Genomic DNA, 12,843 nt, shown 5'->3' with positions numbered 1-12,843 from the left:
CAAGGAATGATCAGGCACTGTGTCTTCGTCAGATTCCGCGACGATGTCGCCAACGCCGAGCGCGCGGCAATCCATGCCGATCTCGAAGCGTTGCGGTCGGTGATCGACGGCATGGGCAAGGTCGAATTCAGCGCCAATACCAGCCCGGAACCCTTCGCTCGCGGCTTCACACACGGCTTCACCATCGACTTTCGCGACGCTGCGGCACGCGATGGCTATCTCGAGCATGAAGCGCATCAGCGAGCCGGCGCAAGACTGGTCGCGGCGCTCGAAGGCGGCATCGACGGGCTGATGGTGTTCGACCTGGAGATCGTGTGACTATCCCATTCTCAGCGCAACAACGCCGGCGACGATGCTAAGCACCGCGGCACCTCGCCATGCCGTCATCTTCTCGCCGAGTGCGAACACCGAGATCATCATGGCGAACAGGATCGATGTTTCTCGCAGCGACGCCACCGAGGCGATCGGCGCCTTGGTCATCGCCCACATGACGATCCAGTAGGCGCCGCCGCTGAGCACGCCGGTATAGATTCCCGCCTTCCAGTCGCGCGCCAGCACCGGCAGCGCCTGTGGGCCGCGAAAGACGACGCACAGCACCAGCGCCCACAGCGCATCGCAGACGAACAGCCAGGCCGCATAACTCGACGCGGTGGCGGCCAGCCGCGCGCCGCTGCCGTCCGACAGCGTGTAGCTGGCGATGAAGATCGATGTGCCCAGCGCGAAGCCGACGGCGCGCAGGTTCAATTTCTCCAGATGCGCGCCGCCGCGAAACGACAGCACCAGCGTGCCCGCCGACAACAAGAGGATGCCGACGATGGCGAGCGGCGCCGGCATCTCGGCAACCACCACAATGCCCCCCAAAGCGGCCAGCAACGGCGCGGTGCCGCGCGCCAGAGGATAGGTCTGGGCGAAATCGCCGGCCTTGTAGGCGCCGATCAGGAACGTCCTGTAGCCCATGTGGAAGACAACCGAGGCGAGGATGTACGGCCACACTTCCGGCTTCGGCACCTCGACAAAGGGCAACGTCACCAGCGCCGCGGCACCCATGCCGAGCGTCATCAGCGTGATCGACAGGAAACGGTCGAGATGGACCTTGACCAGCGCGTTCCAGATCGCATGCATGGAAGCGGCGGCGAGCACCGCGAAAAAGACAAACAGGCTCATCGTCGGTTCATCCGCCGCCCGTTCCGATGGCGATCGGCGTCTCCAGGTCGATATCCACCCAGAGCGGAAAATGGTCGGAGGCGATTTGGCCGATATCGGCGCTGACCGAGCGCACGCGCCCCGCAAACATGCCGCCGACGAAGCAATGGTCAAGCCGGCGCCTTGCGATCCTGCCGTCGATGGTCTTCACATGGGTATGAAAGTCCGACGTCGGTTCGCTGGCGACGGCGGCGGCATCGACAAAACCGTCGAGATAGGCGGCACCGCGATGATAGGGCGTGCTGCCGACGATGCGCCGGTACTCGGCGCTGCCCGGCTCCATGTTGAAGTCGCCCATCCAGATCGCCGCCACGGGGTTTTCCGGCTCCTGTTCGCCATTGCTCCAGTTGCGCGCCGGCTCGTCGTCGGCGCCGCTCCATGGCCCGCCCTCGGAGGGCGTACGGCGATGCTCGGCGAGCAGGTATTCGATCTGCTCCAGCCGCTCCTCGGCGGCGATATGCGCGAGATGCAGCGACAGCACCCGCACCGGGCCGGCAGGGGTGCGGATCATGCATTCGAGTGCCGCGTTGCGGGTGTTGAGCGGACGCAGCGTGCGCCTGAGCGGCAGCGTATGCAGCCGCGACCAGACGATCGGCAGCTTCGACAGAACCATGGTGCCGAATTGCCGCCGCCGGTTGGCGACGCGGCCGTCACGCCGCTCGCTGGCATCCATGTCGAAGGCCGGACCGTAGACCCAATGGTAGTCGGGCAGCAATTGCGAAAGAAGTTCCGGCTGGTCGTCCTCGTTGCTGCGCCGCCAGTGCCGCTCCACTTCCTGCAAGGCGATAATGTCGGCACCGGCCAGGACATTGGCACAGCGCGCCAGGTCGTAGCGGCCATCGCTGCCGAAGCCGTACTGGATGTTATAGCTGACCAGCTTCATTGCTTATCCGGCTCAATTTCTTGCTGGCAGTAGCCGTTCGCTGGATTGGTTGCAATGTGCAGCCGGACAGAGGCAGCTTGGGCCAGATGCTAAGTGGTCAGCGGCTGGAACCGACCGGGCGGGGATGCTGCCAGTTCCGACCAGTCGATCTCTTCCTCGAGGCGGTGGTAGGCCGCGTCGCCGATCGTTCCGTCGATGCGCAAGCGCTCCAGCGCATCGCGCTGGCTCTTGATGGCATAAAGACGCAGTCTGTCATACTCGGTCGCCGCCTGGGCATTCTCCGGGTTTTCGGCGATGGCGCGCTGGGCGGCATATTGCTCTCGCACCGCCCCTGCCGCGCTCGATGTCTTGCCGCTGAGCACGTCGAGCGCCGCCTGCATGATGGCGACGCGCGCCTGCGCCACCTCCCGGTCGACCGTCCGGTCGAGGTCGAGATTGAGCAGAAGCAGCAACGGTTTCAGGCTGACGCCTTGCAGCACCAATGTGCCGAGCACGACCGTGAAAGCGGCGAGCACGATCGGATCACGGCCCGGAAAGTCGGCCGGCAAGGCGAAGGCTGCCGCAAGCGTCACCAGGCCGCGCATGCCGCACCAGCCGATGAGCACGCCGCCGCGGAATGTCGGTGCGTCCTTCCGCCTGTCCTCGTCGCCCAGACGTGCCAGCTGTCTGAGGATCGCGCCGCAGCCCAGCACCCAGACAAGCCGCGATACGATGACGACGGCCAGCACGGCCAGGGCAAAGACGAACGCCTCGCTTTGCCCTTGTTCGGCAAGTCGGCCGACGATCGATCGCGCTTGCAGGCCCATCAGGACGAAGGCCAGGACGTTGAGCACGAACACCGCCGTCTCCCAGACCGAGTAGGAGCTGACACGATTCCTTGCCGGCATGCGGCGCGGCGACGTACGTGCGATCGTCATGGCATAGACGACGATCGTGATGATGGCGGAAAGCCCTATCCTGTCGGCCAGGATCCAGACACCGAAGGTTGAGGCGAATTGAACCACTGTGCCGCTCGCCGGATCGTCGATGCGGCCGAGTATCGCGAGAGACAACCGGCCGAGCACATAGCCTGCGGCAAGGCTGCCGACCGTCGACAGCAGGATCATTGGAACGGCACTGCTCAACAGGATGGAGCCGGCGGCTGCGGAAACCGACATCCTGTAGATCAACAGCGCCGTGGCGTCGTTGAGAAGGCTCTCGCCTTCCAGGATGGCGGTGATGCGGTGCGGCACCTTGAATTGTCCGAGTACGGCCGCGGCTGCCACGGCATCGGGCGGCGCTACGATCGCGCCAAGCGCTATGGCGGCGGCAATGGGCAGGCCTGCCATCGTCCAGCCGACCAGCGCGACCGTCACGGTGGTGAAGATGACGGCGCCAAGCGCCAGCAGGATGAGCGAAACCTTGTAGCGGTTGAGATCGCGCAGCGACGTGTCGTAGGCCGCGTCGAGCAGAACCGGCGCGATGAACAGAGCGAGTGCCAGTTCCGGGTCGATCTCGATGGTCGGTGCAAACGGCAGGAAGGCGATACCGGCGCCGGCCAGCGCCAGCAATGACGGATAGGGAATCTGCAGACGCCGCGACAGCGCGGTCAGGGCGACCGCGATGAGAAGCAGGACAAGGGTGAGTTCAAAAAGCGCCATGTCCTATCGTAGCGGTGAAGCCGGGCGATTGGCACTGCAAAAACGGCCACGGCTTTGGCTGCTGGTGAATGGTGAATGGTGAATGGTGAATGGTTGCTTGCAGAGAAATTTCGGCGCGTAAAGTGCCCTCTTACTATTCACTATTCACTATTCACTATTCCCTAATGCAGCACCAGCATGTCGCCCGACGAGAACGAAATCTCGGCCTTTTCGCCGACAGCGGGTGGCGGTGTGGCCGGACTGTTGAACGTGTCGAGCGAGACCGTGCTGCCGCCGATGCCGACGCGCACCCGGATGACCGAGCCGAGGAAATGCACCTCGGCGATTTCGCCCGAAAGGCTGGAATCGCGACCGGGGTGGCGGCCGAGCGAGATCGCCTCGGGCCGCAACGCCAGCGACAGCGTGTCGCCGGACTTCGAGCCGTTGAGCTTGCCCTTGAGCGAGACCTCTTGCGAGTTGACGCGAACCTTGCCCGAAGCCGCGTCGGTGACCGTGCCTTCGAGCACGTTCAGCGTGCCGACGAAATTGGCGACGAATTTGGTTGCCGGCCGGTTGTAGATCTCGAACGGCGTGCCGACTTGCTCGGCCTTGCCGCCATACATGACAGCAATGCGGTCGGAGATCGACAGCGCCTCTTCCTGGTCGTGGGTGACGAAGATGGTGGTGATGCCGAGCTTCTTCTGGATCGAGCGGATTTCCTCGCGTAGCGACACGCGCACCTTGGCGTCGAGCGCCGACAGCGGCTCGTCGAGCAACAACAGCTTCGGCTTGGGCGCAATCGCCCGCGCCAGCGCGATGCGCTGCTGCTGGCCGCCGGAAAGCTGATAGGGATAGCGGTCGCCCATCTGCGGCAGCTTGATGATGTCGAGCATTTCGGCCACGCGCCTGTCGGCATCGGCTTTCGGCATACCGGCGACCTTCAGCCCGAAGCCGATATTCTGCGCCACGGTGAGGTTCGGAAACAGCGCATAGGCCTGGAACACCATGCCGACATTGCGCTGATTGGGCTTCAGCCGGGTGATGTCCTTGCCGGCCACGACGATCTTGCCGGCGGACGGCTCCTCGAAACCGGCGACCATGCGCAGCACCGTCGTCTTGCCGCAGCCCGATGGCCCGAGGAAGGAGACGAATTCGCCTGGCTCGACGTCGAGGTTGAAATCCTGCACCACGGTGATGGGGCCGAAGGATTTTCGCACATGCTGGATTGAGAGGAAGGGCTCGGTCATGGCTTTTTCCTTCGGGTCAGTTCGGACGGTTCGCCGATCGCGGCGCGAAACGCGACAGGATCTGGATCAGCGACATGCAGCCCCAGGTGATGGCGAAGGCGATGATGGCAAGCGCCGCCGGCTCGTAGGCGCGGTTGGCGCCGACGTTCTGCAGATAGGGTCCGAAGGCAGGCCGGTTGAGCAGGCTGGCCATGGTAAATTCACCGATGACGATGGCGAAGGTCAGGAAGGCGCCCGACAGCACCGCGATCAGCACGTTGGGCAGGATGACCCGGGTGATGATCGTGCCCCAGCCGGCGCCGAGGATCTGCGCCGCCTCGGTCAGTGTCCGCACGTCGATGGTGCGAAGCCCGGTGTCGACGGCGCGATACATATAGGGCAGCGCCAGTGTCGCATAACCGATGACCAGCAAGGCATTGGCTCCTGTGTCGCTGGCCAGGAACGGCAGCGGTGAATTCGACCCGTACATTCTGATGTAGCCGAAGACGATGACGATGGCCGGGATGACCAGCGGCAACAGCGTGATGAACTCGACGACGGGCCTTAGCTGCGGCAGCCGCAGACGAATCCAGTACGCCGCCGGCACCACCACCAGCACGCCAAGGACGATGGTGAAGATGGCGGCGACCACCGAATAGATGAAGGTCGCCTGGAAGCGGGGATCGCCGAGCACGACCTGATAGGCATCGAAGGAATAGGCGCCGCGCCGCATGCGCATGGAGAATTCCACGGTCGCGATGAGCGGAATGAAGAAATAGGCAGCGCCCAGCGCGAAGACGATCCAGGCCCAGAATCTGCCGGACTTCATTTGAGCCACCTCTCAGAGCGCGTCCGGAACCAGATGTAGAAGACATTGGCCAGCCCGGTGATGACGATCATGCCGAAGGCGATGGCGTAGCCGAGATGGGCATTGTGCAGCACGTCACCGCGGATCTGCGCGTAGAGCAGGATAGGAACGATATTAAGCGAGGAGCCGGTCAGAGCGTAAGCGGTGGCGATGGCACCGAAGGCGTTGGCGAACAAGAGGATGACGGTGCCGAGGAAGCTTGGCCAGATCACCGGAATGACGACCAAGCGCCAGAACTGCGCCTGGGTCGCGCCAAGCGTTGCCGCCGCTTCGCCCCATTCCTTCTTCAGCCCATCGATCGCCGGCACGATGATCACCACCATCAGCGGGATCTGGAAATAGACATAGGTCAGCGTCAGGCCCCAGAACGACAGGATGTTGAAACCATGGGCATAAATGTTGAAGCCGACCAAGACGTTGAGCAGCACCGTGGCGAGCCCGAGCCGGCCGAGCGTCGCGAGAAAGGCGAAGGCCAGCGGCACGCCGGCAAAATTGGAGGCCACGCCGGAGAAGGTCAGCGTCGCCGAGCGTATCCAGTCCGGCAGCCCGCCGCGCACGATGGCGATGGCAATGGCAAGCCCCGCGAAAGCACCGATCAGCGACGAGGCGAGGCTGACCTTGATTGAGATCCAGTAGGCGGCAACGATCGACGGCTGCGCCAAGGCCGCTATGTTTTCGAAAGTGAATTCGCCGGCATCGTTCCGGAATGCGCCCAGCATCAGATAGAGCGTGGGCAGGATCAGGAACATGATGGCGAAGATGAAGAAAGGCGCAACGCCAAGCCATTGCGTCGGCAGCCTCATGCTGCGGGCGTCGGCAGGAGGCGCGGTCTTCCCGGCAACAGCGTGATCGGACAACGAGATATCGGTCATGCGCCGGCTACCGTCCTGGAGGTATGCCGGGCGGCGATCTAAGCCGCCCGGCTGATCTCAAGTCTTACTTGACGTTGGCGCCGACGACGGCATCCCAGTTCTTGGTGATGGCTTCCTTGGCCTTGCCCTGCTCGTCGAGCGTCGGGAACACCGCGGCTGCATAGGACTCGGCCGGCGGCAGCTTGGCCATCACGTCAGCCGGGAGCTTGCCATTCTTGGCGAGGTCGTTGAAGCGGATCGGGTGACAATAGCCCTTCAGCCAGCCGATCTGGCCTTCGTCCGAATAGAGATATTCCAGCCATAGCTTGGCAGCATTCGGGTGCGGCGCGTAGGCACTAATCGCCTGAACATAGACGCCGGCGACGACACCGGTCTTCGGCACGACGACGTCGACCGGCGGATTGCCCTTCAGCGTATCGCGGCCGGCAAGCGCGTTATAATCCCAGGTCACCAGGATTGGCGTCTGGCCTTGGGCAAGCGTCGCGGGCTTGCCGATGACCGGCACGAAATTGCCGGCGGCGTTGAGCTTCTTGAAGAAGTCGAGACCAGCCGTGCCGGCGGCTTCGCCGGCAGCCGCACCGCCGGAAAGGCCGGCGGCATAGACGGCCTGGATGGCCTGGTTCGAAGCGCGCGGGTCACCGGCGAGCGCAACGGTATTGGCGAATTCCGGCTTCAGCAGGTCGGCCCAGTCGGCCGGCGCTTCCTTGACTAGGTCCTTGTTCACCAGGAACGAAAGCACGCCGTAATAGTCGCCGGTCCAGAAGCCATCGGCATCTTTGGCGCTGTCCGGGATCGAGTCCCAGGTTGATACTTTGTAAGCCTGGATCAGGCCATCCTTCTTTGCGGTGGGGCCGAACGACAGGCCGACGTCGATGACGTCGGGCGCCTGCGGGCCCTTGTTGTCCTTGTTGGCCTTGATCGCCTCGACCTCGTCACCGGAGCCGGCATCGGGGTTGAGTTCGTTGATGGTGAGTTCCGGATATTTCGCCTTGAAGCCGTCGATGACCGCGCCGTAGCCGCACCAGTCATGCGGCAGCGCGATGACCGTGAGCTGGCCTTCAGCCTTGGCTGCGGCGACCAGTTCATCCATGGACTGGGCCGACGAGATGGCAGAGGTCGCCATCAGGGCGACGGCCGAAAGGGAAAACAGTTTTCCCGTGAATTTGAACATGTGTTCTCTCCGTTGAACTGACGCCGTTGGACGCCTGCGATGCGGTATCGTTTTCGTGTGACAGCCAGATGAAAGCTTTGTGAAAGCGACGCCCTGCAGTACGAAAAAGTAAACTCTTTTTAACCGGCTGTAGCAATCGCTGCGCCGTTATTTTTCCGGCTAACTAGTTTCGGCCTTGCCTTTCATCCTTTCCCCCTTTCTTCGCCTCTTTTCCCAAGTGGATTTCCAATGCTGAAGTTGTCTTAGACGGCGCCGGCGATGGCATTTTCGAGCAGCGTCAGCGCCGCCTTCTTGGTCAGCTTGACCGGGTTGCCGCCGGCGGTCGGGTCGACCACCGCCATGTCGGCGATCAGGCCCTTGCGCTTCTTGTCCATGTCGAGCCCCTTGATCAGGTCGGGCAGCGCGTGCGGCACCTTGAGCTCCTTGCGCAGCTTGATGATCGCCTTGGCAAAGCCGTCGAAGCCGCCCTTGATGCCGCAATAGGCGGCGAGCCGGGCGATGCGCGGCTCGATCGCCTCGCGGTTGAAGGCCAGCACATAGGGCATGAACACGGCGTTGGTCATGCCGTGGTGGGTGTCGTAGAGCGCGCCGATCGGATGCGACAGCGAATGAATCGCGCCAAGCCCTTTCTGGAAGGCGGCGGCCCCCATCGCGGCGGCACTCATCATGTTGGCCCGGGCGACCAGATCCTTGCCGTTGGCATAGGCTTTCGGCAGGTTTTCGAAGACCAGCCTGATGCCTTCCACGGCAATGCCGTCGGCCATCGGGTGATAGCCCGGCGCGCAATAGGCTTCGAGGCAATGGGCAAGCGCATCCATGCCGGTGCCGGCGGTGATGAAGCCGGGCATGCCGACCGACAGTTCCGGATCGGCAATGACGATCGCCGGCAAAAGTTTCGGATGGAAGATGACCTTCTTGGTATGGGTCGCTTCATTGGTGATGACGCCGGCGCGGCCGACCTCCGAGCCGGTGCCGGCCGTGGTCGGCACCGCGATGATCGGCGCGATCGCATCGGCATCGGCGCGCGTCCACCAGTCGCCGACATCCTCGAAATCCCAGACCGGACGTGTCTGCCCGGCCTGGAAGGCGATCAGCTTGCCGAGGTCGAGCGCCGAGCCGCCACCAAAGGCGATGACGCCGTCATGCTTGCCCTTCTTGAACACGGCAATGCCGGCGGTCAGGTTGGAATCCACCGGGTTCGGCTTGACCTCCGAAAACACGCCATACGGCACCTTGGCGTCGTCGAGGATCTTCAGCGTCGAGGCCACCACCGGCAGCTTGGCCAGTCCTGGATCGGTGACGAACAGCGGCCGCTTGATGCCGGTCGCCGCCAGCACCTCCGGCAGCTCCTTGATGCGCCCGGCGCCGAAGCGGACGGTCGTCGGGTAATTCCATTTGGAAACGAGTTTTGTCATTTCGACCTTCTTGACTGCTTTCATGCTCTCGGATGTCGTTAATTCGCAAAGGTATTGGCCACACGGTCTGAGCGCATCATGTACGGAATCCAGATGGCTGCGGCCCAGACGGAGCGGTAAATTCCGCGCATCGTTTCCGTGTCGAACGCATCAGCCAAGGTTGGAAAGGTCTCGGGAAAAACCAGATGCGCGGCCCATGGGTCGAGGATGGCATATACCGGCATCGCGACTGCCCAAATCATGTACCAGCCGGGGAATATCTCCCAGCGCTTGAACATGAAGAACAACAACAGGGCCGGGGCTGTAAAGCTTAGAACGCCTGCTGTCACCAGTTCGGCAACGAGCAGCGCACCTTGAGAAAAACTGAAGGCCTGCCAGTCGAAGCCGAGATAGTCGACACCAAACATTTGCATCAGCCCCAGTATCGGCGTGAGCATCAACCCGAGCATCGGCAGGACAAGCCATCCGCCGATACCCTCGGGACCTTCACGATCTGGCAGGGCCGATTGTTGCGTATCCGCCATTACTCCCCCTCAACAGCGATCGTATGCTTGTCGATCGCCACCTTAGATCGCTTCGCGTAGATGGTATGATTTCGGCCTGGTCAGATTGTCGTAGCCGATGGCCGACAGTGCCGCGCCCTTGCCGGTGTCCTTGACGCCGGTCCAGACCAGCGCCGGATCGAGATAGTCGCAGCGGTTCATGAACACGGTGCCGGTCTCGACGCGATCGCCGATCGCCGCTGCATGGTCCGTGTCGCGCGTCCAGATCGAGGCGGTCAGCCCATAGGGGCTGTCGTTCATCAGCGCGATCGCCTCCTCATCGTTGCGCACCTTCATGATGCCGACGATCGGGCCAAAGCTTTCCTCGCGCATGACGCTCATCTGGTGGTCGACCTGGGTCAGCACTTCCGGCGCCAGATAGGGCGAACCTTGCCTGTCGTTGGCCACCTTCATATTGATGTGCGCCTTGGCGCCCTTGCGCAGCGCCTCGGCCTTCTGCTCACGGATCAGGTCGGCGAAGCGCGCCTGCGCCATCGGCCCCATGGTGGTCGCCTGGTCGAGTGGATTGCCGATGACGTAGTTCCTGGTCTCGGCGATGAAGCCTTCGACGAATTCGTCGTAGACCTTCTCGTGGACATAGACGCGCTCGATGCCGCAGCAGCACTGGCCGGAATTGAAGAAGGCGCCGTCGACCAGATTGGCAACGGCATGGTCCATCGTGGCATCCGGCAGCACATAGGCCGGATCCTTGCCGCCAAGCTCGAGGCCGAGCGTCATGAAGGTGCCCGCCGCCGCCTTTTCGATGGCGCGGCCGCCGGCGACCGAGCCGGTAAAGTTGACATGGTCGATCTTGCCGGAGCCGAGCAGCCTTTCGGTCTGCGCATGGTTCAGGACGAGGTTCTGGAACAGGCCCTTGGGCAGGCCGGCTCTGTCGAACGCCTGCTGAAAACGTTCGCCGACCAACAATGTCTGTGCCGCGTGCTTGAGGATGACGGCGCTGCCCGCCATCAGCGCCGGCACGATGGTGTTGACGGCGGTGAGATAGGGATAGTTCCACGGCGCGATCACCATGACCACGCCGAGTGGCACTTTTTTCACATAGCGGCGAAAGCCGTCCTTCGGATTAGAGGCCATGACCGGCTTCAGTGCCGCCTCGGCGATCTCGACCATGTAGGAGACGCGCTCTCTGACGCCGCCGAACTCGCCGCCATAACGCACCGGCCGACCCATCTGCCAGGCGATCTCCGGCACGATCTCGTCTGTCATGGCGACCAGCGCTTCCAGCATGGCAAGCATGTACTTGCCGCGCTCGACGACCGGCGTCTGCGCCCACTTCTCCTGCGCCGCCTTGGCGCGCTCGACCGCGGCACCGATCGCCTGGTCCGTCGCCAGAGGCCGTTCGGCATAGATCGAACCGTCGACGGGGGATTTTATCTTGACCGTTTCGGTCATGCCTTGGGTCCTCGCATTCTACAATAATTCTCGTTGGTCACGCCGCCCCTCATCCGCCTGCCGGCACCTTTCCGCCTATAGTGACGGAGAAGGGACAAGCTCCAGCGCTGGCGACCCCCCTCTCCCCGTTCTTCACGAGAGGGTAGAGGTGAGGGGCGGGCGGTGCTGACATTGCCAGGTCATCTAATACCGCTCGAACCCTCTGTGCAGTTCCCAGTCCGTAATCCGGCGGTCGTACTCGAACTGTTCCCAGTGTGCCGTGTGGACGTAATGTTCCAGCACATCGTCGCCGAGCGCCTGCCTCAGCATCTTCGATTCCGCCAGCGTCGCCGTGGCATCGCGCAATGTCTTTGGAATTTCAGGCAGCTGCGAGGCCTGGTAGGCGTCACCGATGAAAGGCTTCTGCAGTTCAAGCTTTTCATCGATGCCGGCAAGCCCGGCCGCGATCAGAGCGGCGAAAGCCAGATAGGGGTTCAAATCGGCGCCGCCGATGCGGCATTCCATGCGAATGCCCTTGGTGCCCTCGCCGCAAAGACGGAAACCGGCGGTGCGGTTGTCCTCGCTCCACATGATCTTGGTCGGCGCAAAGGTGCCGGCCTGGAAGCGCTTGTAGGAGTTGATGTAGGGCGCCAGGAACCAGGTGAATTCCTTGGCATATTTGAGCTGGCCGGCCGCCCATTGCTGGCCGAGCGTAGACAGCGTCCACTCGGCATTTTTGTCGTAGAACAATGGCGTCTTGCCGTCGGCGCTCCACAGCGAATTATGGATGTGGCTGGAATTGCCGGCGAGCCCGTAATTGTACTTGGCCATGAACGAGATCGCCTTGCCTTCGGACTCGGCGATTTCCTTGGCGCCGTTCTTCAGGATGACGTGGCGGTCGGCCATGTCGAGCGCCTCGGCGTAGCGGACATTGATCTCTTCCTGGCCGGGACCCCACTCGCCCTTCGAATTCTCGATCGGGATGCCGGCCGCCTCCATCTCGTTGCGCAGCCGGCGCATGACGCCTTCTTCCTTGGTGGTGATGCCGATCTGGTAGTCGCCGATGTAGGGCGATGCCGTCTCGAGGCCCTGCCAGTGCTTCTTGCGGGCGGAATCGTAGGTTTCGCTGAACAGATAGAATTCGAGCTCGGAAGCGAAATAGCCGATATAGCCGCGTTCCTGCAGCCGCTTGACCTGCTTCTTCAGTATGGCGCGCGGCGAATGCGCCAGGTCGTCATGGGTATGGTGGTCGAGCACGTCGCAAATCACCAGCGCCGTCTTCTCCAGCCACGGAACGAGCCGCAGCGTCGCAAGGTCCGGCTTCATGACGAAATCGCCATAGCCCTTCGACCAGCTCGCCGCCTTGTAGCCGGGCACCGGTTCCATATCGATGTCGGCGGCCAGCAGGTAGTTGCAGCCATGCGTCTCGTCATGCGCGGAATCGACGAAGTACCGGGCCAGGAACCGCTTTCCCGCAAGCCGCCCCTGCATGTCGACGATGCAGGCCAGCACCGTGTCGACCTCGCCGCTGGAGACCGCTTGCTTCAACTGATCGAACGAGAAATTTCCGGCCATTCTTACGGCACTCCAGCGTTTGTCGTTTTGAAAAGGGAATGAAAACCATGGCCGGCGCGATGCCGGCCATGGTCACG

General features: G+C 62.7%; 12 protein-coding genes. 1 reads left to right on the top strand and 11 read right to left on the bottom strand.

Annotation, left to right across the window (positions count from 1 at the left end):
* Positions 1–6 precede the first annotated feature (6 nt).
* Positions 7–318, top strand: coding sequence for a Dabb family protein (locus NKH70_RS08605; RefSeq protein ID WP_352910721.1), 312 nt, complete (start codon positions 7–9; stop codon positions 316–318).
* Here NKH70_RS08605 and NKH70_RS08600 read toward each other — a convergent pair whose 3' ends face one another.
* The 11 genes from NKH70_RS08600 to NKH70_RS08550 all read right to left on the bottom strand — a co-directional run bounded on the left by NKH70_RS08600 (position 319) and on the right by NKH70_RS08550 (position 12,766).
* Positions 319–1,164, bottom strand: coding sequence for an EamA family transporter (locus tag NKH70_RS08600; RefSeq protein ID WP_352465875.1), 846 nt, complete (start codon positions 1,162–1,164; stop codon positions 319–321).
* A 7-nt stretch (positions 1,165–1,171) separates the two neighbouring features.
* Entirely contained in the window at positions 1,172–2,086 is a 915-nt protein-coding gene (locus NKH70_RS08595) for an endonuclease/exonuclease/phosphatase family protein (RefSeq protein WP_353025091.1), read from the bottom strand.
* 89 nt (positions 2,087–2,175) lie between these two features.
* Complete coding sequence (locus NKH70_RS08590; protein WP_353025089.1) at positions 2,176–3,726, bottom strand: cation:proton antiporter; 1,551 nt, start codon at positions 3,724–3,726, stop codon at positions 2,176–2,178.
* Between the two features lie 161 nt (positions 3,727–3,887).
* Complete coding sequence (locus NKH70_RS08585) at positions 3,888–4,952, bottom strand: ABC transporter ATP-binding protein (protein WP_023675358.1); 1,065 nt, start codon at positions 4,950–4,952, stop codon at positions 3,888–3,890.
* Positions 4,953–4,968: 16 nt separating this feature from the next.
* On the bottom strand, positions 4,969–5,760 hold the full coding sequence (locus NKH70_RS08580) for an ABC transporter permease (RefSeq protein WP_352568166.1): 792 nt from the start codon (positions 5,758–5,760) through the stop codon (positions 4,969–4,971).
* A complete protein-coding gene (locus NKH70_RS08575) occupies positions 5,757–6,671 on the bottom strand; it encodes an ABC transporter permease (protein ID WP_352713597.1) in 915 nt (304 codons plus the stop codon). The genes NKH70_RS08580 and NKH70_RS08575 overlap by 4 nt, the downstream gene beginning before the upstream one ends.
* Before the next feature lie 64 nt (positions 6,672–6,735).
* Entirely contained in the window at positions 6,736–7,842 is a 1,107-nt protein-coding gene (locus NKH70_RS08570) for an ABC transporter substrate-binding protein (RefSeq protein ID WP_352713598.1), read from the bottom strand.
* A 242-nt stretch (positions 7,843–8,084) separates the two neighbouring features.
* Positions 8,085–9,257, bottom strand: coding sequence for an iron-containing alcohol dehydrogenase (locus tag NKH70_RS08565; RefSeq protein WP_352713600.1), 1,173 nt, complete (start codon positions 9,255–9,257; stop codon positions 8,085–8,087).
* A gap of 38 nt (positions 9,258–9,295) precedes the next feature.
* Positions 9,296–9,781: a DUF2569 domain-containing protein gene (locus NKH70_RS08560; protein ID WP_352713603.1), complete on the bottom strand. Its 486-nt coding sequence runs from the start codon at positions 9,779–9,781 to the stop codon at positions 9,296–9,298.
* A 42-nt stretch (positions 9,782–9,823) separates the two neighbouring features.
* On the bottom strand, positions 9,824–11,212 hold the full coding sequence (locus NKH70_RS08555) for an aldehyde dehydrogenase family protein (RefSeq protein WP_352713606.1): 1,389 nt from the start codon (positions 11,210–11,212) through the stop codon (positions 9,824–9,826).
* Positions 11,213–11,395: 183 nt separating this feature from the next.
* Positions 11,396–12,766, bottom strand: coding sequence for a glutamine synthetase family protein (locus tag NKH70_RS08550; RefSeq protein ID WP_352713609.1), 1,371 nt, complete (start codon positions 12,764–12,766; stop codon positions 11,396–11,398).
* Positions 12,767–12,843: the final 77 nt, after the last annotated feature.

Origin of the sequence: Mesorhizobium sp. M0991 (assembly GCF_040318915.1) — a bacterium.
Lineage (GTDB): Bacteria > Pseudomonadota > Alphaproteobacteria > Rhizobiales > Rhizobiaceae > Mesorhizobium.
Note: the sequence above shows the minus strand (reverse complement) of the source record. Positions and strands in the feature narration are given on the sequence as shown.